Origin of the sequence: Dokdonia sp. Asnod1-B02 (genome assembly GCF_045063955.1) — a bacterium.
Lineage (GTDB): Bacteria > Bacteroidota > Bacteroidia > Flavobacteriales > Flavobacteriaceae > Dokdonia.
Genome location: NZ_JBEFNW010000002.1, coordinates 2,161,379 through 2,185,434, shown reverse-complemented (window position 1 = coordinate 2,185,434; position 24,056 = coordinate 2,161,379). Strand labels below are relative to the sequence as shown.

Here is a 24,056-nt window from a genome sequence, read left to right as displayed (position 1 = left end):
TAAAACCATATTGTAAATATAGCTTTATGCCATTTCCTTCTTTAGGAACTGGGCTGTGTATCCTTTATTTTTTTTAATTATTTGTTCTGGAGTACCAATGGCAACTACCTCGCCACCACCTTTTCCTCCTTCATATCCTATATCTATGATGTGATCTGCCGTTTTTACAACATCAAGATTATGTTCAATAATGAGGATGGTATTTCCTTTATCTACAAGACGGTTGAGTACATCCATTAGTACCCTAATATCCTCAAAATGAAGTCCTGTGGTAGGCTCATCTAGTATGTAAAAGGTATTCCCAGTATCTCTCTTGCTCAGCTCAGACGCAAGTTTAATACGCTGCGCTTCACCGCCAGATAAGGTTGTGCTCTGTTGTCCTAGCGTAATATAGCCTAATCCTACATCTTTTATCGTTTTAAGTTTGCGATATATTTTTGGAATAGGTTCAAAAAATTCTGCTGCCTCGGTCATAGTCATCTCAAGAACATCAGAAATTGATTTTCCTTTGTAACGAATTTCTAAGGTTTCTCTATTAAAACGTTTTCCTTGACAGGTCTCGCACTCTACATAAACGTCTGGTAAGAAGTTCATCTCAATCACTCTTAAACCTCCACCTTTACACGTCTCACAGCGACCACCAGTAACGTTAAAACTAAAACGTCCAGGTTTATAACCTCGTATAAGCGCCTCAGGAGTCTTTGCAAAAAGACTTCTAATTTCGTCAAAGGCTTTAGTGTAGGTTGCAGGATTAGATCTAGGTGTACGCCCTATAGGTGTTTGATTGATATCTATTACTTTATCACATTCGTCAAGTCCCTTGATGCTCTTGTAAGGCATAGGTACTTTTACACCATTAAAATAATGAGCATTCATGATAGGGTAGAGCGTCTCATTAATTAACGTAGACTTACCACTACCGGATACTCCTGTCACAGCAATCATTTTACCTAAAGGAATTTTAATAGAAACATTTTTAAGATTGTTTCCTGTCGCTCCTTTAAGCTCTATAAACTTACCATTTCCTTTTCGGCGTTGTTTTGGGATGGTAATTTCTTTCTCACCATTCAAGTATTGTGCTGTTAATGTATGGTGCTTAAGCAAATCTTCTGGAGTCCCTTCGCTTATAATTTCTCCTCCGAAACGTCCTGCTCTTGGTCCTATATCAATCACGTGATCTGCACGCTCAATCATATCTTTATCATGCTCTACAACGATGACAGAGTTACCTATATCACGCAGAGAAATAAGCGAATTAATAAGCTTTTCATTATCACGTTGATGTAGCCCAATACTAGGTTCATCTAGTATGTATAACACGCCTACAAGTTGCGACCCTATCTGTGTAGCGAGCCTGATACGCTGCGCTTCTCCTCCAGATAATGACTTAGAGCTTCTATTTAAGTTAAGATATGTAAGTCCTACATCTACAAGGAATTGTATTCTTGAGTTTATTTCTTTAATTATCTCAGATGCAATCTGTAATTGCTTGCTAGAGAGTCGTTTTTCTACTGTCTTAAACCACTCTTGTAATTCAAGAATATCCATAGAAGCAAGGTCTGCAATACTGCGATCATCAACCTTAAAGTAGAGTGATTCTTTGCGCAATCTTGATCCTTCACATACAGGACAGGCTACCTTATCCATGTATCCTTTTGCCCAACGTACAAGCGAAGTAGACTCGCTATCATTAAAGGTATTTTCAATAAAATTTGCTACCCCTTCAAAATCAATTTTATAATCTCTAGTAACACCTAATTGCTTTGAAGAAACAGAAAACTTTTCATTTCCACCATAGAATATAAAATCCATGGCCTCTTTAGAGATTTTTTCTATTGGGTCTGTGAGTTTAAAGTCAAACCTCTCTGCAATAAGTTGAAGTTGTTTAAAGATCCAGTTGTTCTTCTTAGGTCCATGGGGGTCTAGTCCACCAGCGTTAATAGACTGTTTTGGGTCTGGAACTATCTTTTTAGGGTTTACTTTGTATAGTTCTCCTATACCATTACAATTAGGGCAAGCGCCCTTAGGGGAGTTAAAGGAGAAGTTATTTGGTTCTGGATTAGGATATGAGATTCCTGTAGAAGGACACATCAAGTTTCGGCTGAAATAACGTACTTCCTGCGTGTCTTGGTCAAGCACCATCAACACATCATCACCGTGATACATTGCGGTATTTATGCTTTCGCGCAAGCGTTTGTCATCGTCATCACCTTTCTTTACAAGCATGCGATCTACTACAATCTCAATATCGTGTACTTTGTATCGGTCTACTTTTAATCCTTTTACAATATCCTTAACCTCACCATCTACACGAACCTTAACAAAACCCTGTTTTGCAATTTGTTCAAATAACTCTCTATAATGCCCTTTACGCGAGCGTATGGTAGGAGCGAGGATGTTAATCCTTTTACCTTCAAAACTCTCTGTAATGAGCTTCTGTATTTGCTCGTCATTGTAACTTACCATCTTTTCGCCAGTATTGTAAGAGTAGGCATCTGCCGCTCTTGCATAAAGGAGACGTAAAAAATCGTAAATTTCTGTAATGGTTCCCACCGTAGATCGCGGACTTTTACTAGTAGTTTTTTGCTCGATAGCAATAACTGGAGAAAGGCCTAGAATTTGGTCTACATCTGGACGTTCTAATCCTCCTAGAAACTGTCGTGCATATGCAGAAAACGTTTCTATGTAACGACGTTGTCCCTCTGCATAGATGGTATCAAAAGCTAGCGAACTCTTTCCACTTCCAGATAATCCTGTAATTACAACGAGTTTTTCTCTCGGTATCATTACATCTATATTCTTCAGGTTGTGGGCGCGAGCACCATAAACTTCAATACGTTCTTCGTGATCTATCATACATTTTTACAAAGCAACAAATTTACCGCTTTGCGCCCTAAATAGAAAGAGAGTAGCACTATAAGAGATTGTTAATATTAACGGTATTGGTAGTAGTGGTTGTTACGCTTTCGCGAAAGCGTAAATAACCCACAAAATCATTCTCAAACCACTAGTCATATTAGAATATGTATGGCAATATTCTCCATGTGCGAGCCTTGTAAACTGAATAAGACTGACCAAATTTTTCCTCCAAGAAAGCCTCTTCCTTATATATCTTGAGAATAAGGACGATAAATAATAATACATAGCAAATCCAGAGAAACGGATGGTCACCTCTTATAACCACAGGCAGAAAAACTAATAGGATTCCCGTGTACATGGGGTTTCTTAAAATGTTGAAGATTCCCTTAGTTACAAGAACCTCAGACTTTACCTCTGGCTGAATATTGAAATTTCCTATTCTGATATTGTAAATGCCCCAAAGAGCTATAAATATGCCTAGTAGTTGTACACTTAAAGAGGGTAGATCCCAATGTACGGACTGCGCGTTCCATATGATGAGGAAAATTAAGCTAAACTGAGATAATACAAGTGCTAGTGAGTATAGAGACATAAACGGATAGAGTTTTTTGATAGAAACTGCTCTAATCAAAAAAGGTTGCGCAATGCGCAACCTTTTTTAATGTTATAAATCGTAAATGTCATTATAGAGATGAATATAGTTCTCTCTAATAATCTTACGTTTAAGTTTCATAGTAGGAGTGAGGTGTCCACCTTCTACTGTCCAAGCGTCATGCGTAAGACGGAAAGCTTTAATTTTCTCCCATTTAGCAAATGTTTCATTAGCTTCGTTTACTTCCTGCTGGTAGCGATCTTGAACACGCTCTGATGCGAGAAGTTCATCTAAATTAGAATAGCTTACGTTTTTCATTTTTGCCCATTCTTCTAAGAATTCAAAGTTAGGTTGTATTAAAGCAGCTGGCATTTTCTGCCCTTCTCCTATTACCATGATTTGTTCTATAAAACGTGATTGCTTAAATCTATTTTCTAGAAGTTGAGGAGCAACATATTTTCCTCCAGATGTTTTGAACATCTCTTTTTTACGATCTGTAATCTTTAAGAAACCATCTTCATCTATGTGACCTATATCACCAGTATGGAAATAGCCGTTCTTTAATACCTCTTCTGTTTTTTCTTGATCCTTGTAGTAACCTATCATTACATTAGGTCCTTTTACTAAAATCTCACCATCCTCTGCGATTTTAACTTCAACACCTGGCAACAATTTACCTACAGTGCCTATTCTAAATCCTCCATCGCGCATATCATTTACAGAACATACAGGAGAAGTCTCCGTAAGTCCGTAACCTTCCATGATGCCCATCTCTGCAGCGTTAAATATTCTAGCAAGTCGTGGTTGTAATGCAGCACTTCCAGAAGCTATAAGATCAAGATTGCCACCTAAACCTTCTTTCCACTTCGAGAATATGAGTTTGCGAGCAAGTGCAAGCTGTTTTTCATACCACCAGCCATTTTGACCATATGGTTCATATTTAAGACCTAAATCTACAGCCCAGAAGAATAATTTTTTCTTTACTCCAGTAAGTGCAGCTCCTTTTGCAATAATCTTGTCATATACTTTCTCAAGTAAACGTGGCACTGCAGTCATAACTTGAGGTTTCACCTCTTTTAAGTTATCACTTATAGTCTCCAGCGATTCTGCAAAGAAAATTGATACACCTTTATATTGATATAAATACATCAACATACGTTCATAAATGTGGCATACAGGTAAGAAGCTTAGGGCTCTCATTCCTGTTTCGGCAAGAGGTAGGCGGTATGCACTAGCAAGTGCGTTACTCACAATATTCTCATGAGAAAGCATTACCCCTTTAGGACGGCCAGTAGTACCAGATGTATATATGAGCGTAGCAAGATCCTTAGTGGTTACAGCAGCTTTAAGAGCATCTACTTCTGATTGATTAGAAGTATCTGCTCCTAACTCTAGAACCTCAGACCAGTTTTTACAATCATTAATTTCTTCAAAAGAGTATACTTCAATAAGAGAAGGTACTTTATCTTTTATAGCCATTACCTTATCACGTACTTCATTACATGATACAAATACATACTTAGACTCAGAGTGATTGAGTACATAAGCGTAGTCCTCTTCAGAAATGGTAGGATAAATAGGGACGTTTTGAGCTCCTAATTGTAAAATTCCTATATCGCAAATATTCCACTCTGTGCGATTAGTCAAAGAGATAACAGCAATCTTATCATTAGGTTTAACACCTAATCGTAATAGACCACGACTTATAGCATTTGCTTGATCGATATATTCTTGAGTAGACGTAGCAACCCAGACACCATTTTTCTTGGTGTTGAGTGCGTCTGAGAGATTAAATTTTTCCAATTGATAATAAGGAAAATCAAAAAGTCTGGTAATTTCCATAGATTGCTTTTTATATAGTGTTACAAAATAGGAAAAATTGCACGGTTTTTATTGAGATATTCATAAAATGAGAAAGGATTTTTAATCAAAGTGCGATATACCTTTGATTTTCTTTAAGATGCGTTTTAACTTATTTTTTAACAATTTTAAAAATAGTGCTCGTTTTTGTGTTTTCTACCTTCAAAAAATACATTCCCGTAGGCAAAACACTATAGTCTACGGTTGTGTTTCCACTTTGTTGGAGGGAGGTAGTCACTTTTTGACCTAAAACATTATATACACTAGTCGTATATGAAGCTAGTGATGTGCGTATATTGAGATGATTCGAAACTGGGTTTGGAAATATCTCAAAAGCTTTTGAAAATTGTTCACTATCTACGTGTAATTGCTCACCAGATATTATAGAGAATGATAAGTCGTCAACATAAAAACCATCACGTGTTACCGCGCCATCTGTGCGCAAACTAAACCTTGCCTTAATAGTTTCTCCTATATAATCACTTAAATTAATTTCTTCCAGTATCCAATCATCTTGAACACCGTCATATAAAGGTTCTCCTAAAGGCTGAATATTTGTCCCGGTAGTAGTAAAATTGCCACACTGTGACTCCCAAGTAGCTCCATTATCTTTAGAAATCTCAAATTGCACATAGTCCCATGTATCTTCTATGTTCCATCTTGCATAGTAGCTTACTGTAGCCGTAGTTGCTTCTGTGAGATCTAAAGACTGTGTGAGTTCTATGAAATTATTAGTGTTGTCACTATAATTACCAGAAGGCGAATCTGTTATTGAAGAGGAAGGTGAAACAAAGCTTGCACTCGTGGTTCCCCAACTTGTAGATTCAAAATCTGCGAGCAAATTTCCATCTGTATAAAATATCTGTGTTGTACTACCGTATATTTTACTAACGCGGACTTCTTTTTCAAAAAGGCCGTTGTTTATAATTAGATCAAATTCAATAGTATCACCCACTTCAATATTTGTAGATAGGGAATAAGCAATACTTCCTGATTGAGTTTGTAATGGTGCTAAATTCGATAATGTAACTGGCGCTCCCACATCAATAATATTAGAAGATACAGAAGATAAGGTAATAGTAAAGTCTCCTGTATTTTCTACAGAAAACCTTTTTACATCAAAAGAAGTAGAAAGTGAAATAGACTCCCCTGTAAATGTAGGGGATGTCTCTTCTAGTACGCCGTAGTTACCTGCCATTTGTGCAGCCGTAATATTAAGGAACATCATATTTTGTGAAGTACTTACTATTGTACTTGCAGGCGGCCAGAATGAGGTTCCTATTTCTGGGGTGAAAGCAAAAATTTTATCATGAGTTCCCACGGTTCCATACATGAAATCGTCACTGTCTCCAGCAAAAGGAAAATCATTAAGTGCGTTGTAACCATTCATTGAGGTAAGTGCTCCTCCAATTCCTTGAAACAAATCATCATCAGGAGTGTCCACATCTGCATAGCCAAAAGGATAATATACTAACTCGCCAAAAGAATGATTATTAAGAGCAATCACAAAATCATGCTGCTCAACAAACCATTTTACTGCTTGCGTCTCTACTTCAGAAAATGGACCCGAACCATGATAAGTCTGGTTATTTGTATTTGATGAAGATCCTGGACCGCCCCAACTACCATCGTTGGGATTACCATTAATATGGTAGTCATAGTTGCGATTATTATCGACTCCATGTCCATTCTTTCTATTTTTACGCCATAGTCCGCCACCCTCAGGATCTGTTAGCTCATTATATAAGTAACCATCTGGGTTTATAACTGGTATAAAATAGAGTTCTGTGTTATTTACAATGGCTCGTATCTCATCATTAGTATCGTAATTTTCAAGTAAATACCACATATAGTACACCAGCTGCATGAGGGACATAGGCTCCCTGGCGTGATGTATAGATGTATAGAGTACTTCTGGCTCAGCTTCATCATTGTTAGGATTGTCGCTTATTTTTAACCAGTAAATAGGATTTCCTCCTATGGACGGCGTGACACCATCATCTGTAAGGCCTTCCGTAAGAAAGTTACTTATAGGAGCTTTCACAGTTATTAAGTCTGGATATTGTCCAGCCATGTCATCGAGTTCATCGAGTAGTTCTTGATATGTCAAGTAGCCACCCATAGATCCTAGATTAAAGTTTGCAGGAGTTTCATAAGCAACAGCATCACTAGACCTACAAGCTACATTGCGAGTGGCAATGGTGGATCGTGTTGATTGTTCTTTATAGGCTTTCTGTATATCTTCTTCAATTGTTTCGAATTGAAAACCTGCATTTCTAATTTTTTCCAGCTCTTGTAATGAAAAGTCTGAGATGATAAAAGTACCATCTTTATGTATTCCGTGGTCTGCGGCAACACCAGTTTGGTTTAATAGTGCAAGCGTTTTTGTTTGATTTAAAAATACTTTTACACGTTTATATTGTGGCGTCTCTTGTTGCGCTTTCGCGAAAGCGTAACAGAAAAATATACAAACAATAATTGGTAGTTTTTTAAAGAGCATTAAAGTGTCTTACTTGGTTGAATACGTGCAACTAAAGATAAAACAAGCTGCAATCAAATTGTCCTACCTAGTCGGTAATATATAAACAGTATTACAAATTATATACTCGTTGAAATATTATGTAACTCAATTACAAGATTTTATAAAAAAAAATGCCTCACTTAGTGATAAGTGAGGCATTCTGTAATTTGAAGTATATAATATTATGAGTTTTTCTCAACCCAATTTCTTGCGTTTACAAAGGCTTCAACCCAAGGACTTACCTCATCATTATTTGCAGCAGGGTAGTGCGCCCAGTTCCATGGGAATGTAGATCGCTCGATATGCGGCATCGTTGCAAGGTGACGACCAGTAGTATCACAAATCATCGCTGTATTAAAGTCTGATCCGTTAGGGTTTGCAGGATATCCTTCATAACCATAGGTCGCTACAATATCATATGCGCTTGCTCCCATAGGTAAATCAAATCTACCTTCACCATGAGAAATCCATACGCCTAAAGTAGTTCCAGCGAGCGTAGAAAGCATCACACTGTTGTTTTCTTCAATCTTTACAGAAGTAAAGTTGCTCTCGTGCTTGCGGCTGTTATTGTGTTTTAATTTAGCTAACTTCTCGTGATCTGGATTTATAAGATCAAGTTCTAAGAAAAGTTGGGCACCATTACAGATACCAACAGAGAGTGTGTCTTCACGTGCAAAAAAGTTTTTAATCGCTTTATTTGCTTTCTCATTATATTTTATGGCTCCAGCCCATCCTTTGGCAGAACCTAATACATCACTGTTAGAAAATCCTCCTACAGCTCCAAGAAACTGAATATCTTCTAGTGTTTCACGTCCAGAGATTAAATCTGTCATATGTACATCCTTTACATCAAAACCTGCGAGGTACATCGCATTTGCCATCTCACGCTCAGAGTTACTTCCTTTTTCACGTAAGATTGCTGCTTTGGGTCTAGCTTTACTAGTGTCTAATGCTGGTTTTTTTCCTGTAAAGTTTACAGGGAACGTATATTGTAATGGTTGTACTTTATAATTGTCAAAACGGTCTTTTGCAAGACCATTTGCCGTTTGTTTATTATCTAGTAAATAAGAAGTCTTAAACCAAGTATCGCGCAGCGATGCAATGTTAAGACCTAATTCTACGCCACTATTTTTGATTGTAAGCTCTGCAGTGGTTGTTACTGTTCCTATTTTTGAGAATGCAACACCATTATTAGTAAGTATTTTTTCAACAGATGCATCTGCTTGGAAAACTAATCCTGCATTTTCAGAAAAAAGTAACTTGATAAGATCTTGTTCTCCAAGTGCAGTCAGGTCTAGGTTTGCACCTAAGTTTACATCTGCAAAACAAAGTTCAAGTAGGGTAGTGATAAGTCCGCCACTAGCGATATCATGACCAGCTTGAATTTTATCATCTTTAATAAGTTGTTGTATGGTGTTAAACGCTTTCGCGAAAGCGCTATCACTCACAACACTTGGCGCTTCATTACCAATAGCGTGACACACTTGTGCAAAACTAGATCCTCCTAGTTTATGAGTATCTCCAGACATATTAATGTAATAAATAGCACCACCGTCTTTTTGAAGAACAGGCTCTACTACTTTATTTATGTCATTACAATTTCCAGCTGCCGAAATAACGACAGTCCCAGGAGCAATTACATCTCCATCTGGATATTTTTGTTTCATTGAGAGACTATCCTTACCGGTAGGAACATTAATCCCAAGATTGATTGCCATTGCAGATATTGCCTCTACAGCTTTATAAAGTCTAGCATCTTCTCCTTCATTTTTACAAGGCCACATCCAGTTTGCCGAAAGGCTTACAGACTGTAAACCATCTTTAAGAGGTGCCCATACTATGTTTGTAAGTGCTTCTGCAATACTGTTTTTACTTCCTGCTACAGGATCAATAAGACCAGAAACCGGAGAATGTCCTATAGACGTAGCAATCCCTTCTGTACTCTTATAATCAAGTGCCATCACACCCACATTGTTAAGTGGTATTTGTAACGGTCCGACACATTGTTGTTTTGCAACGCGACCACCTACACAGCGATCTACTTTGTTAGTAAGCCAGTCTTTACAAGCCACAGCTTCTAGTTGCAATACTTGCTCTAGATAATCGTGGAAATGCTCAAGTTGATATTCTGGGTTTTTATAATTACGAACAACTGTTTTGTCTGTCATTATAGTTTTTGGAGAGCTCCCGAACATATCATCTAGGTGCAAGTCCATAGGACTTAAGCCTGTTGTTTTACTTTTGAAAGTAAAACGATGATCATTTGTAACATCACCTACTTCATACATAGGTGAGCGTTCACGATCTGCAATGCGTTGTAGCATATCGATATCTTTTTCTCCTATCACAAGTCCCATACGTTCTTGCGACTCGTTTCCTATAATTTCCTTTGCAGATAGGGTAGGGTCACCTACAGGTAACTTGTCAAGATCGATAAGACCTCCAGTATCTTCTACAAGTTCAGAAAGGCAGTTAAGATGCCCTCCAGCACCATGATCGTGTATAGATACGATTGGGTTAACATCACTCTCAACCATACCACGTACTGCATTTGCAGCACGTTTTTGCATTTCTGGGTTAGAACGTTGTACCGCATTAAGCTCGATTCCAGAGTCAAAAGCTCCAGTATCTGCACTTGAAACTGCAGCACCACCCATTCCTATTCTATAATTTTCACCACCTAAGATTACAATTTTGTCACCATCTTGTGGAGTATCTTTAAGTGCTTGTTCACGTTTACCATAACCAATACCACCAGCTTGCATTATTACTTTGTCATACCCAAGACGCTGACCGTCTTCTTGATGCTCAAAAGTAAGAACTGATCCTACGATTAAAGGCTGTCCAAATTTGTTTCCAAAGTCTGAAGCACCATTTGAAGCTTTAATAAGTAGGTCTATCGGGTTTTGATAAAGCCATTTGCGAGCATCCATTCCATGCTCCCAAGGACGTTCTTCTTCAAGTCTAGAATACGGAGTCATGTATACAGCTGTTCCAGCAAGTGGAAGTGATCCCTTACCACCCGCAAGTCTATCACGTATTTCTCCCCCAGAACCTGTAGCAGCTCCGTTAAAAGGCTCTACGGTAGTTGGGAAGTTGTGTGTTTCTGCTTTTAAAGAAATAACAGAGTCAAAATCTTTCTCTGTATAGAAATCTGGCTTATCTGCAGTGTCTGGTGCAAACTGTGTTACTCTAGGTCCTTCTATAAAAGCAACATTATCTTTATATGCAGAAACTATTGTTCCTGGAGTTGCTTTTGAGGTTTCCTTTATCAACTTGAATAGGGAAGAAGGCATCTCTTCTCCATCTATAACAAAAGTTCCATTAAAGATTTTGTGACGACAGTGCTCCGAGTTGACTTGGCTAAAACCAAAAACCTCAGAGTCTGTAAGTGGTCTGCCTATTTTGGCAGCAACACCATCAAGGTAAGCAACCTCTTCATCGCTTAGCGATAAACCTTCTTGCTCATTATATGCGGCAATGTCTTCTATAGATAAAATAGGTTCTGGAGTAACGTTAACCGTAAAAATATCTTGATTTAAAGCTGCGTACTCTTGAGAGATCATAGGATCATAATCAGGAGTGTTTTCTGTAACCACGCCTGTAGCATCTTCTATAGATGGAAAAGGATTCGTGTTAACTTGTTGTGATGAAGAGTCCGCTTTCGCGAAAGCGTGAAACTCCTCTATCCTTATAATATTTGAAATTCCCATATTCTGGGTAATCTCAACAGCATTAGTACTCCACGGAGTTATCATAGCGGCTCGTGGCCCAATAAAAAAAGCGTCAATATGAGACGCTTCAATTTTATGAGAGTTGCCGAAAAGCCATACCAGCTTTGCGGTATCATCTTGTGTAAATGCTTGTGTACTTTGTACTGCGTAAACAGTGCCTTGAGGGTTTCCAAAGAAGTGGATCATCCGATTGGTTTTGTTGCGTTGTTTAAGGAAGTAAATTTACTACAATATTTATTGATATTATAGGTAGGATAATATCTCTTTGTCTTGTTCTTTTAACGAGTTGTTAACTATTGTAGAGAACTAGTTAAAACATTACCTTTAATGAAAACCCCTAGATCATGAAGAACAAACTACTTTTTCTTTTACTAATTACATTTTCTACTTATCTCACTGCGCAGGAGTTATTGCCACCTTCTGAGATTACTACAGGAAACTTTGTAGGTAAAACAGCAGCACTAAGAGATTTACCAATAATTAATGCAAATAAATCTCAAGGAGTCTCAGAGATTACGATTGTTCCTAATAACTTACGAGGAAATAGAAAAGTAAATGACCAAGCATTACCGCTAGGTGCAGACCCGATTGCTCAGTTTACTACGGGGCAATTCATGATGCTTGAAACAGAAGCAAATTTTGGAGGAGGAAATTCTTCACAATCTAATTTTACACCACCAGATCCTTCTGGAGCGGTGGGGCCTAATCATTACGTACAAGGAGTAAATAGTGTCATTAACATATATGATAAACAAGGGTCATTACTCTTAGGGCCTGTTTCATTAGGAGATTTTCTAGGAAATGGACAGAATCAAGGAGATCCTATTGTTATGTATGACCAACTAGCAGATCGTTTTTTTGTTAGCCAGTTTCAAACCTCTAATGTTGCGAGTTTAAATAATATTCTTGTAATCGGAGTTTCTGAAACTCCAGATCCTACTGGTGCCTATTTCTTATATCAATTTCAACTAGATGCTTTTCCAGATTATCCGCATTATGCTGTGTGGCCAGATGCGTATTACTTAACGGCAAATAAAAATCAAGGGAATACGACCTATGCTCTTGATAGAGCAGCAATGCTTGCAGGAGAGGATAACGTTACTTTAGTTGGTTTTAATCTTCCTGGTATTGTGCGTAACCCGGCTACTGTTTTTAGCCCAGAACCAGCAAACCTTACAGGTTTTACATTCCCTGAAGATGCACCAGGTTATATTGTTTATTTACAAGATGATGGTTGGGGTGGAGCGATAACAGAAGATCATTTAAAAGTTTGGGAACTAGACGTGAATTTTGACGAGCCTGGAAACTCAACGGTATCAATGCCGTTAGAAATACCAGTTGCTCCTTTTGATTCAGTTTTTGGAGAATTTGGAGAGGGAGATCTGGCGCAGCCTGGATCTAATCAAAAAATAGATATGATAGGAGGTGTTATTTCTTATGCTGCAAACTATAGAAGTTTTGAAGATCATAATTCATGGCTTATCACATTTAATGTAGATGTAGACGGAAATGATAGATCAGGAATACGCTGGACAGAGTTGCGTAACAGTGATACAGAACCATGGAGTGTTTTCCAGCAAGGAACTTATGCTCCTGAGGATGGAAAAAGTCGTTTTATGGGAAGTGGTGCAATGGATGCTCAAGGAAACATAGGACTAGCCTTTAATATAGGAAGCGCTAGTGATTTTATCGGAATCAGTTATACAGGGCGTTTTGATGGTGATACTTCTGGTGAGATGACACTGGGTGAAGCTATCATTATACAAGGTTCTGGAATACAAACTTTTTCTAATCGTTTTGGAGATTACTCACATTTAACAATGGATCCAAATGACTTTTCTTTTTGGCATACGGCAGAATATTTCTCGGCAACCAATTTTTGGGATACGCAGATAGCTTCTTTTAGATTATCTGATGGATTTACTAGTGACGTTGGTGTAATTGCTATCGACTCTCCAGTAGATGGAAATCTCACAAGTACTGAAACTGTTCAAGTAACAGTAAGAAATTTTGGTACAGATGCACAAGTAGATATCCCTATTTCTTTATCATTAGATGGGGTAGTGGTAGCCAATGAGGTTATTGCTGGGCCTATTGCTCCTAATTCTAACGGCTCATTTGAATTTACAACCACAGTAGATTTATCTGTACAAGGACAATCATATATAATAGCTGCAGAAACTAGTCTAGCTACAGATCAAGCTCCAGTAAATAATGATGCTGTAAAAACAGTAACACACTTATTTGAAAATGACCTTGGAGTCGTGAGTATCATTTCACCAGAATCGGCTGGTGGTTTGTCACAAGAAATAGTAGTTATTCGTGTCAAGAATTTTGGAGCAAATGCGCAGTCAGATTTTGAAGTACAATACACCATAGACGGCGGAACTCCTGTAGTAGAAACTTTTACTGGCGCCATCGCTCCTGGAGCGATTGAAGAATTCTCATTTGCAGTCCAAGCAGATATTACAGTATTTACGACCTATCAGTTAGAAGCAAGAACTAATAGCGTGGATGATCAAGATCCTACAAATGATATTGCAACTACAGAAGTAGTCAACTCTTGTATGCCTAGAGCGACAGAGCCTAATGGTAATGGATGCCAGGCAGACGGAATTAAGCAATTTATATTAAACACCATCAATGTAGATGATGGTGGTGATGGGTGTAATACAGAGCCTTCAAACGGGCCTCAAGGTTATGCAGATCGTACAGATCTTGAGACAACACTAAGTAATGTAGCTGGTCAAAATGAATACGTACTTCAAGCGCGTCATAATTATGATGCAGGAGCAGGTATTGAAGTGCTCTCGGTATGGATTGATTTTAATGATAATTTCATTTTTGAAGAGTCAGAACAATTGATTCAAGGCGTTCCTTTCCCAGGAGCAAATACGCTAGATAGTTTTGATCTGGTAATTCCACTAGATGCACCTTTGGGAAGTCATATATTACGAGCAAAGGCCATCGATGGAGGAGAGCCAGGTGATATTAATAATCCTTGTTCAGATTTCCGTTTTGGGGAGGTGCAGGATTATACGGTTACTATAGATGATACATTAAACATTGATGATTTCCTAGAAGGAACTACAGACTTAGTCATTACATCAGTAGAAGAGAATCAATTTGATGTGCAATTGCCAACAGATTATGATGGTAAAGTGTATATAGGTGTTTCTAATCTTCTAGGGCAGCAATTAACGTATAAAGCAATAGCTAGAGGTAATGATGGTTTTAGAGTATTATTGAACTTAGCTAACCTCTCTTCAGGAGTATATATAGTAACAGTAAATGATCAAACGGGCAGATTTACTAAAACTAAGAAGATTATAGTGCAGTAGATTTTAATTCTTAGATTAGATTTATTCACATAAAAAAAGCCTTATTATCAATCGATAATAAGGCTTTTTCATTAAGTATAATCTCAGAACTCTTCTTTGATAAATAAGAGTAGTGTTGAGGTGTTTTTTTATTGCTTTCGCGAAAGCAATGCCATATAAAATCCGTCGTAACCAGTTTTTGCAGGGCTTACTGTTTCTTCTTTATCAAGTTGAAACTTCTGACCTTGTTCTGTAGCTAGGAAGGCTTGCACTTGCTCTTGATTCTCTCTAGGTAAGATAGAACAAGTAGCATAAAGCATTTTTCCATCTTCCTTAACGATTTTACTATAGCTTTCTAGTAATTCTGCTTGTCTTTGTACAACCTTATCTATAAATTCTGGCTGCAATTTCCATTTTAGATCAGGATTACGTTTAATAGTTCCTAGGCCTGTACATGGCGCATCGATCAATACGCGGTCTGCCGTATTATATAGTTTCTTAAAAATCTTTGTTGAGGTGATTTCTCTAGTCTCAATATTATGCGCTCCAGCACGCTTAGATCTTCTTTTAAGTTCCTTAAGTTTACCTTCATAGATATCCATGGCGATAATCTGCCCTTTGTTTTCCATCAAGGCTGCTAGGTGTAGTGTTTTTCCTCCAGCACCTGCGCAAGTATCTACTACGCGCATTCCTGGTTTTACATCAAGCATACGTGCCACTTTTTGAGATGAGGCATCTTGCACTTCAAAGAAACCGTTCTTGAAAGCTTCTGTGGTAAATACATTCTTACGCTCTACAAGCTCTACGGCATCTGGATACCCATCTAATAATCGAGTATCTATATCTTGATCTGCAAGGGTATTTCTTAAATCTTTTGGAGTAGTTTTTAACGTATTTGCTCTAAGTACAACTTGTGCTTGTGTATTTAAAGCTGCAAGTTCTAAAGCCCATTTTTTACCAAGTGCTTTCTCTCCCATCTCATCCATCCAGTCCGGAATAGACTCCTTGTACTTTCTGATTTTTGAAAGTTCGTCAAAACGTCCTTTTATTCTTCGAGTAGGTATAGGTTCCATTTGTTTCCAGTCTGGAACTTCAATACCTCTTAATGTAGCCCAAACAGCAAATAACCTAAATAAATTAGGTCTACTATATGGTGCTTTTACTTCTGCAATTTCTGAGTATAATCGTTGCCAGCGCACGATATCGTAAACTGTCTCTGCAATGAAACCGCGATCACGGGATCCCCATCTTTTGTCAAATTTGAGAACCTTTCTTAAAACCTTATCAGCTTGTTCTCCGTCATTAAATATCATCCCTAGTGCATCAACTGCGGCAAAGACTAAATTTCTGTGTAATTTCATACTTTATTTTGAGGGTGTAAAGGTATTGGTTCTTTAGGTAATAGTGCTATTTTTACTAAAATTTTGACAATGCGTTTTCTATCTACTTTTTTCATTTTATTTCTTCTTATTACATCTTGTAAGGATGTAAAAACCAATGACCAATCTCCTGCTGTTGAGGATGCTCAAGTTTTCACGAAAGTGGATATCGAATTTTTACATCAGGACAGTACAAGTATACGTGCTCTAGAAGTAGCTCACGATGCAGTGATGTATGCAGGTAGCGACGGTCACTATGGTATTTATGAGATGAATCTTGATAAAACCAAGTCTACAGATGCTGCGATGGCTTCACAGTTTAAGGAAACTAATAAAGGTAGAATAGACTTTTTGGGTAAAAACCCAGCTTTTAGAAGTATAGCTAGTACGAGCAAGGCTTTTTACATACTCTCTATTGAAAACCCAGCATTGTTATATCGTTATGATAGAACAAGCAAAGAGGTTTCATTAGTATATACAGAGCAACAAGATGGTGTTTTTTATGATGCTATGACTTTCTGGAATGAGGAAGAGGGAATCGCGATAGGGGATTCTGTAAACGGTTGTTTATCTATTATTGTTACAAGGGATGGTGGTGCTACTTGGGGAAAGCTAGATTGTGGATCATTGCCTAATCAACTAGAAAAAGAAGGAGCTTTTGCTGCTAGTAATACTAATATTCAAACCATAGGCGACGAGACATGGATTATTACCGGTGGCGGTACGTCTAGAATATACTATTCTGCAAACAAAGGGTTTTCTTGGAGTATTTATAACGTTCCAGTAGCTCAAGGAAAAGATACTCAAGGTGCTTATACCATGGATTTTTATGACAATAAAACAGGTATTATATACGGAGGTGATTATACTACACCAGAAGATAATATTGACAATATAGCCATGACAAGCGACGGTGGTAAGTCATGGATAGTTACAGCTTCTGGTAAAAATGATGGCTATAAAAGTTGTGTTCAGTATGTTCCTAACTCAAATGGAAAAGAAATCATTGCAGCTGGATTTACAGGTATTTCATATTCAAGCGACTCAGGTGCTTCATGGAAACAATTATCTGACGCGCCTTTCTTGACTGTAAGGTTTGCAAATGATTCTACAGCTTATGCGGGAGGAAAAAACGCACTAGCAAGGCTTAATTTTAAAAGATAAGAGAGTTATTATGGTTCTCTGTGATCGCGCTTTCCATCTTTATCACCACGAAGTTTGTGTAATAAATCACGTCTAAAATCTCCTTCGGCTTTGAGAAGTATAAGTGTCTTTTTATAAGAGAGCTTATTTTTTAAACTCACAAACAGTGCTTTTCTAGCATCAAGTTTTTGTTGCTCAAAAGACTGAATGTTGTCAAGCGTGTTTTTTGCACTGCTTTCATCCATAGTATCAAATTGATCTCTGGTTTCCTTAAGTACTTTACGTTCTCTGCTATAAATCTCAGACATGCGCTCACCGTAGGTATTGTAAATAGGCCAAAACACTTGTGCTTGGTCTGGAGTAAGCGATAGCTTTTCTGTTATATAAGCAACCTTAAGTGCTTGTATTCTTTCTTTTTTTGAATTTCTATCTTCCTCTTGACCTACTGCAGTCGCAGTGATCATAATGGTAATTATAAATGTTATAAGTAGTCTCATAATTTAATCTAAGTAAAAGTGGTAGCTATCTGTGCGATCATCTAGATAGTCTATAATAACTGATTCGTCTAAGGCAATATCGTTGTGAAGCGCATCAATGTCATCATCAGATAACCAATCTGCAAATTCTATTTGTTCAAGATCACCTGCTTCGCCATCAAGATATTCTGCAATAGCAATACTCTCGATTCCAGCCGTTGTATCTAGTTGTGACCAAACAATACTTACTAAGAGTAGGAGGGCAGCCGCAACTCCCGCAATGGAATAGTAATAGCTTTTAAGAGATATTACTTTAGTAGCAGTTTTTTGAGTTGGTATGCTTTCTTCTTCTAGCTTTCGCGAAAGCGTAGCAAGCATTTCGTTTTTAGAGTTCTCAAAATATCCATCAGGAATATCATAGCGCTCATTACTTGAGCTAGATAATGATGCTTCTAAAGTGATATTATCAAGAATTACTTCTCGACTAGTGTCGAAGTAATCTTGAGGAACTTTAAAACCTCTTTTAGACGGTATGTTGTTTGTTGTTTTCACGGTTCTATAAATAAGACTCTTAAAAAGTCAAAAGGTTTAATCTGCTTGTAATATGGCGGTTACTTTTTTTGTAGCGATATGGTAAGAGCTTTTGAGAGCTCCTACGGAAGTTCCAAGTATTTCACTCATATCTTCATATTTCATATCTTGATGATACTTCATCTGGAAGACTAGCTGTTGTTTTTCTGGTAATTGCGCTATTGCTTTTTCTAACGCTAGCTGTATATCGTCACCATTAAAATAGACATCACTCTCTAGGTTCTCTACAATACGCGTTTGAAGCTCTTCATTTGAAATTTGTAAATGTCGAGCACGTTTTTTTAAAAACGTTAGCGATTCATTAGTAGCAATTCTGTATAACCAGGTATAGAGCTTACTATCTTCTTTGAAGTTTTTGATACCCTTATACACTTTAATAAAGACGTTCTGAAGCACATCATCTGCGTCTTCATGATTTTTTACAATCCCTCGTATATGCCAATACAATGGCTTTTGATATTTATCAAGTAACATAGCAAATGATCCATTATTTGGATCTTGCTGTAATGCGAGTATGAGGTCCTGCTCTTCTATGAGATACGTTTTTAACTAACTATAAGACTTCTAATGTACTCAAAGGTTTAATCCAGATGACAATCTGTAGTCTTAATTGGCAGATATTAACATGTAGATACTATTAATATCGATAAAATGCATTTAATTACGATAAAATACACAAATAGCTTGTGGGATTGAATTAAGGGTTTTATATTTGAATCATCATTAAAAGATGGTCAATTAGAATCCCCAATTCATAAGTTGATTTTACAATAGTTTTTAGTGTCTAGGCCCCAAAGCTAGCATTAATATCTAACCTACTTAACCTAAAAAAGCCCGTAAAAACGGGCTTTTTTTATGTTGTAATGTAATTAAGGAGATTATCCTAAATACTTCATTAAAATTTTACTTTTAGAAGTGTGACGCAATCTCTTGATAGCTTTCTCTCTAATCTGGCGTACACGCTCACGGCTTAGATCAAAAATATCTCCTATCTCTTGAAGCGTCATAGCTGGTTGATTACCTAGACCGTAGTTTAAACGTACAACCTCTGCTTCTTTCTCTGTAAGTGTATCAAGTGCTCTGTTGATCTCAATACTTAAAGACTCTTGCATAAGCTCTCTATCTGGACGAGGTGACTCGCTAGAACTTAAAACGTCATATAAGTTGTTATCATTTTCACCTTCGGCAAAAGGAGCATCCATACTTAAACTACGACTTACGTTTTTAAGTGAGATTTTTACTTTTTCTTCAGATATGTCAAGATACTTTGCAATTTCTCCAGAGGTAGGCTTACGCTCGTGTACCTGCTGTAAGTAAACCATTGCTTTGTTAATCTTACTTATCTCACCAATTTTATTGAGAGGAAGACGTACCGTACGTGCATGCTCTGCAATAGCTTGTAAGATAGATTGTCTAATCCACCATACGGCATATGAGATAAATTTGAAACCTCTAGTTTCATCAAAACGTTTTGCTGCTTTTACAAGCCCAACATTTCCTTCGTTAATTAAATCAGAAAGGGATAAACCTTGATTTTGATATTGTTTTGCTACAGATATTACAAAACGAAGATTTGCTCTTGTAAGAGCGTCTAGTGCTCTCTCATCTCCTTTTTGAATACGTTGTGCTAACTCAACCTCTTCTTCGGCAGTAATTAAATCAATCTTGCTCACATCCTGAAGGTAGTTGTTCAGGGATTTCGTCTCTCTATTAGTAACCTGCTTGGTGATTTTGAGTTGTCTCATGTATTGTCTTTGTATTAAGTGAGTATTACCCCATTATAACCTAAATGATTCATAAAAGCAAGTATTTAACTAAAACTGTTAAAAAATATGCTCTAAACCCAGTAAAACCGAGACTAGTAAAAATTACGTTATGATAATTTTAAGATATGATAAAGTTATAATAAAGAATAAACTCTATTATTGAGTATATATAACGTACAAAGGTAAGATTTGTTACATTTAACTCATAATTATAGCGCATGAAAATACAACAGCAACTCATTATTCTTTTCATTTTCAGCATTTTCATAAATTCTTGCGATCAAAAGGAATCTACTGTGGGTACTGCTGCGATCAAGAATAATGTCATTATCTCAACAGATAGCGAGACAGCGTTTAATGAAAATTATGCCCACATCGTGTATTTTTGGTTTAAAGACCCTACCAACGAGGAGGATAAGCAACTTTTTGAAAAGTCCCTGCGCACTTTCTTGGATAGTTCGTTATATGCAAAAACACAGTTTATAGGTACAGCCCCTAGAGCAACAAGGGAAGTTGTAGATGATAGCTTTACTTATAATTTAGTGCTGAGTTTTGCATCAGCTGAGGATCAGCAGGCATATCAAGATGAGGCTGCACATAAAATGTTTATTGAAGAATGCGCTCATCTTTGGGAAAAAGTAATAGTGTATGATGCTACTAGCATAAGATAAAAACCCCATAGTTACAGCTTTCAAATATAATGACGGTGGTTAGTTACGCTTTCGCGAAAGCGCAATTATAACTAGTTTTGTACTATGTCAAAAGAACAAAGTAAAAAGAGTAAAGTAACTATAACATCTGCATTTAAAACCATTATCTGGCCACGTCGAAAGCTAGTATTTATTGGACTCATTCTTATCGTAATAGGTCGTCTAGCGAGTCTCGTGTTGCCATGGAAATCAAAAGCATTACTAGATGACATTATCCCTAATAAGGACATGGCTGCACTATACGATTTATTGTGGCTCGTAGGGGTTGCGCTTCTTATACAAGCCATCACATCATTTTTACTTACACGTATATTGAGTGTGCAAGCACAGTATCTCATCTCAGAACTTAGAGCTCAGGTACAGAAGAAAGTATTGTCATTACCTATTAGTTTTTTTGATAACACAAAATCTGGAGCCCTCGTATCACGTATCATGAGTGATGTAGAAGGCGTGCGCAATCTTATAGGTACAGGATTAGTACAGCTGGTGGGAGGTACCATTACCGCCGTTATATCACTAGTGCTATTAATACGTATTAATGCGTTAATGACGTTGTTTGTGTTCTTACCAGTAGCCATTTTTGGGTATGTTGCCTTACGTGCTTTCAAATATATCCGTCCTATTTTTAGAAATAGAGGTAAAATCAATGCCGAAGTAAAAGGAAGACTCACCGAGACACTATCTGGTGTGCGAGTGATAAAGGGCTTTGGTGCAGAAGAACAAGAAAATAAATCATTTGAAGAAGGTGTTGATAGATTATTCCAAAACGTTAAGAAAAGTCTTACTGCCACTGCAGTGATGTCTAGTAGTTCTACATTTTTACTTGGTTTAGCATCTGTGGGAATTATGGGTATAGGTGGCTATTTTATGATACAAGGAGAGATGACTACGGGAGAGTTTCTGTTTTTTACACTCTTGCTAGGTTTTATGATTGCACCTATCGTACAAATGAGTAATATAGGGAGCCAACTTACAGAGGCGCTAGCAGGATTAGACCGTACGGAAGAATTAATGAATATGACACCTGAGGATGAAATAGGTAATCGTGACATAGAACTAGAAAATTTTAAAGGAGATATAAAATTTGAAAATGTATCCTTCTCTTATGAAAAAGGAAAAGAAGTGATACATAATATTTCCTTTGAAGCAAAAGCAGGAACGACGGTAGCACTTGTAGGTAGCTCTGGTTCTGGAAAGTCTACTATTGCAGGATTATCTGCAACATTCTTAAATCCTCAACAAGGAGTGGTGTCTGTAGATGGTCAAGATTTATCAAGAGTAAAGTTACCTAGTTTTAGAAAGCATTTAGGAGTTGTATTGCAAGATGAATTTCTATTTGAGGGAACCATAAGGGACAATATAATGTTCCCTAGACCAGATGCCTCAGAAGAGCGATTACAGGAAGCGGTAAAGGCTGGTTATGTAAATGAGTTTACAGATCGTTTTGAAGATGGACTTGATACACTTATAGGTGAGCGAGGTGTAAAACTATCTGGTGGGCAGCGACAGCGTATTGCCATTGCTAGAGCAATACTTGCTGCTCCTAAAGTGATTATACTAGATGAGGCAACCTCAAATCTCGACACCGAAAGCGAAGCGCTTATTCAAAAGTCGTTATCACAACTTGTAAAGGATAGAACGACTATTGTTATTGCTCACAGGCTTAGTACTATAAAAAAGGCTGACCAAATCTTAGTGATAGAAGATGGGCGCATCGCAGAGCAGGGAACTCATGATGAACTTATAGATAAAGAAGGAAGGTATTTTGACTTATACACGTATCAAGCTAAGATTTAGTGATTTTTTAAATAGCTAGTAATTAAACGATTCACTATACTATGTTTACAGTCTAATTACTACGAGAAAACTACCTATTCTTAATCGTATGCATATTTTTTAAGCATATCAATGGAAGTGTACTCCAGTGCTTTTTGATCTGTAGCAGCCAACTTTACCAGTGGCGCTACTCCAGCTTTTTCTGCTTCTAGCCATCTTAAAATACACAAACACCATCCATCGCCAGGTTTAAGTCCAGGGAAATTCCACTGAGGAATAGGAGTAGAGAGGTCATTACCCTTAGACTTGGTGTAAGTAAGAAACTCCTCTGTCATAATTGCACAAACTACATGAGTACCTTGATCTATGCCAGCAGTCCTACAGTATCCATCTCTAAAATACCCTGTCATAGGATCACTGCAACAACCTATCAACGATGAGCCTAATATATTTAATGCGGGTGTACTGTTGTCATTCATGATTTTGCTTATATTTTGTTAAGTAAAGGTCTTAAATCTTAATCTCTTGGTAAATTTCATGATAGAAATTAATATTTATTGTGAAATGAAGCCTTTACATATCTTAAAATCTTAATTTTAAATAAAAAACACATGGAATATTTATCGATTGTTTTAAAATGTATTGTTGGTTTAAGCATTCTTAATGTTTGGCTATTGCGTAAAGGACAATCTTCACCTTGGAGAGGAGGAAATGCAAACTCTTTAAAAGAAGAATTTGCTCATTATGGATTATCAGAAACGGCGATGAATGCTGTAGGAACCATTAAGTGTTTACTTGCTTTAGGGCTTCTAGTTTCTATTTTTGTACCAGTTTTAGAATTTTATAGTGCTTTAGGTATTGCGGTGATGATGGTAGGAGCAATTGCAATGCACTTGAAAGTAGGGGATGCTTTAAAAAAGTCTTTTCCTGCATTTTTGTTTTTAGCACTTTCAGTATTGATTATTCTTATTTAAGGAAAATCAGATAATAAGCTAGATAAGCATTGAGCACAAAGAATACAAAGGATGGCAAAGCGGCTATAAAGGTATCTTTTATCTTAAGGCGAACACCCCATCCTAATAACATTAGTAGTGAAATCCCCATCAGGGCTGCAATTTGTAACGGCTTGTAGAAGTATCCTATTAAGACTCCTAGTCCACCTATAATTTGCGCGACGCCAGTAATTTTTCGTTGTAGTTTAGATAGTCCAAAGCGCTCAAATTCGGCGGTCATAAAATTGGAAGACAAACAACTCACACCGTAATAAAGGAATGAAAAGCCTATTAATCCTATAAGTACTGTATGTGCTATTGTCATTTAATAAAGATA

At 37.2% G+C, this 24,056-nt stretch carries 17 protein-coding genes; 5 read left to right on the top strand and 12 right to left on the bottom strand.

Features of this window, described 5'->3' with window-relative positions; genetic code table 11:
* Positions 1-24 precede the first annotated feature (24 nt).
* The 5 genes from uvrA to purL form a co-directional block, all read right to left on the bottom strand.
* Positions 25-2,856: an excinuclease ABC subunit UvrA gene (gene uvrA / locus ACJJVU_RS09990; protein ID WP_405224836.1), complete on the bottom strand. Its 2,832-nt coding sequence runs from the start codon at positions 2,854-2,856 to the stop codon at positions 25-27.
* A 160-nt stretch (positions 2,857-3,016) separates the two neighbouring features.
* The gene (locus ACJJVU_RS09985) at positions 3,017-3,451 is read right to left on the bottom strand and encodes a methyltransferase family protein (protein WP_405224833.1); all 435 of its coding nucleotides are present in this window, start codon (positions 3,449-3,451) and stop codon (positions 3,017-3,019) included.
* A gap of 72 nt (positions 3,452-3,523) precedes the next feature.
* Positions 3,524-5,293: an AMP-dependent synthetase/ligase gene (locus tag ACJJVU_RS09980; protein WP_339844567.1), complete on the bottom strand. Its 1,770-nt coding sequence runs from the start codon at positions 5,291-5,293 to the stop codon at positions 3,524-3,526.
* A gap of 130 nt (positions 5,294-5,423) precedes the next feature.
* Positions 5,424-7,811 (bottom strand): M14 family zinc carboxypeptidase, encoded by a 2,388-nt coding sequence (locus tag ACJJVU_RS09975; protein ID WP_405224830.1) that lies wholly within the window; start codon positions 7,809-7,811, stop codon positions 5,424-5,426.
* A 203-nt stretch (positions 7,812-8,014) separates the two neighbouring features.
* Entirely contained in the window at positions 8,015-11,752 is a 3,738-nt protein-coding gene (purL, locus tag ACJJVU_RS09970) for a phosphoribosylformylglycinamidine synthase (RefSeq protein WP_405224827.1), read from the bottom strand.
* A gap of 158 nt (positions 11,753-11,910) precedes the next feature.
* On the opposite strand from purL, the gene ACJJVU_RS09965 reads away from it, so the two are divergent.
* Positions 11,911-14,907 (top strand): GEVED domain-containing protein, encoded by a 2,997-nt coding sequence (locus ACJJVU_RS09965; protein WP_405224824.1) that lies wholly within the window; start codon positions 11,911-11,913, stop codon positions 14,905-14,907.
* A 128-nt stretch (positions 14,908-15,035) separates the two neighbouring features.
* Here ACJJVU_RS09965 and ACJJVU_RS09960 read toward each other — a convergent pair whose 3' ends face one another.
* Positions 15,036-16,247 carry an RsmB/NOP family class I SAM-dependent RNA methyltransferase gene (locus ACJJVU_RS09960; protein WP_298324947.1) on the bottom strand — a complete coding sequence of 404 codons (1,212 nt, stop codon included), beginning with the start codon at positions 16,245-16,247 and terminating at the stop codon, positions 15,036-15,038.
* 69 nt (positions 16,248-16,316) lie between these two features.
* Here ACJJVU_RS09960 and ACJJVU_RS09955 point away from each other — a divergent pair, with 69 nt between their 5' ends.
* Positions 16,317-17,429 (top strand): WD40/YVTN/BNR-like repeat-containing protein, encoded by a 1,113-nt coding sequence (locus ACJJVU_RS09955; protein WP_405224820.1) that lies wholly within the window; start codon positions 16,317-16,319, stop codon positions 17,427-17,429.
* Between the two features lie 8 nt (positions 17,430-17,437).
* Here ACJJVU_RS09955 and ACJJVU_RS09950 read toward each other — a convergent pair whose 3' ends face one another.
* The 4 genes from ACJJVU_RS09950 to ACJJVU_RS09935 form a co-directional block, all read right to left on the bottom strand.
* Positions 17,438-17,905 (bottom strand): hypothetical protein, encoded by a 468-nt coding sequence (locus tag ACJJVU_RS09950; protein WP_405224817.1) that lies wholly within the window; start codon positions 17,903-17,905, stop codon positions 17,438-17,440.
* 3 nt (positions 17,906-17,908) lie between these two features.
* Positions 17,909-18,436: a hypothetical protein gene (locus ACJJVU_RS09945; RefSeq protein ID WP_405224814.1), complete on the bottom strand. Its 528-nt coding sequence runs from the start codon at positions 18,434-18,436 to the stop codon at positions 17,909-17,911.
* 36 nt (positions 18,437-18,472) lie between these two features.
* Positions 18,473-18,949: an RNA polymerase sigma factor gene (locus ACJJVU_RS09940; protein ID WP_298324956.1), complete on the bottom strand. Its 477-nt coding sequence runs from the start codon at positions 18,947-18,949 to the stop codon at positions 18,473-18,475.
* Positions 18,950-19,353: 404 nt separating this feature from the next.
* Positions 19,354-20,220 carry an RNA polymerase sigma factor RpoD/SigA gene (locus ACJJVU_RS09935; RefSeq protein WP_013752207.1) on the bottom strand — a complete coding sequence of 289 codons (867 nt, stop codon included), beginning with the start codon at positions 20,218-20,220 and terminating at the stop codon, positions 19,354-19,356.
* A 239-nt stretch (positions 20,221-20,459) separates the two neighbouring features.
* On the opposite strand from ACJJVU_RS09935, the gene ACJJVU_RS09930 reads away from it, so the two are divergent.
* Together ACJJVU_RS09930 and ACJJVU_RS09925 are read left to right on the top strand one after the other, a co-directional pair.
* The gene (locus ACJJVU_RS09930; RefSeq protein ID WP_405224811.1) at positions 20,460-20,912 is read left to right on the top strand and encodes a Dabb family protein; all 453 of its coding nucleotides are present in this window, start codon (positions 20,460-20,462) and stop codon (positions 20,910-20,912) included.
* Between the two features lie 84 nt (positions 20,913-20,996).
* Positions 20,997-22,748, top strand: a complete 1,752-nt coding sequence (locus ACJJVU_RS09925; RefSeq protein ID WP_405224808.1) for an ABC transporter ATP-binding protein — start codon at positions 20,997-20,999, stop codon at positions 22,746-22,748.
* Between the two features lie 80 nt (positions 22,749-22,828).
* On the opposite strand, the gene ACJJVU_RS09920 is transcribed toward ACJJVU_RS09925, so the two are convergent.
* Positions 22,829-23,206 carry a DUF2237 family protein gene (locus ACJJVU_RS09920; RefSeq protein WP_405224805.1) on the bottom strand — a complete coding sequence of 126 codons (378 nt, stop codon included), beginning with the start codon at positions 23,204-23,206 and terminating at the stop codon, positions 22,829-22,831.
* A gap of 132 nt (positions 23,207-23,338) precedes the next feature.
* On the opposite strand from ACJJVU_RS09920, the gene ACJJVU_RS09915 reads away from it, so the two are divergent.
* Positions 23,339-23,701, top strand: coding sequence for a DoxX family protein (locus ACJJVU_RS09915; protein WP_405224802.1), 363 nt, complete (start codon positions 23,339-23,341; stop codon positions 23,699-23,701).
* Here the strand turns inward: ACJJVU_RS09915 and ACJJVU_RS09910 are convergent.
* A complete protein-coding gene (locus ACJJVU_RS09910) occupies positions 23,694-24,044 on the bottom strand; it encodes a DoxX family protein (RefSeq protein WP_405224800.1) in 351 nt (116 codons plus the stop codon). The genes ACJJVU_RS09915 and ACJJVU_RS09910 overlap by 8 nt on opposite strands.
* Positions 24,045-24,056: the final 12 nt, after the last annotated feature.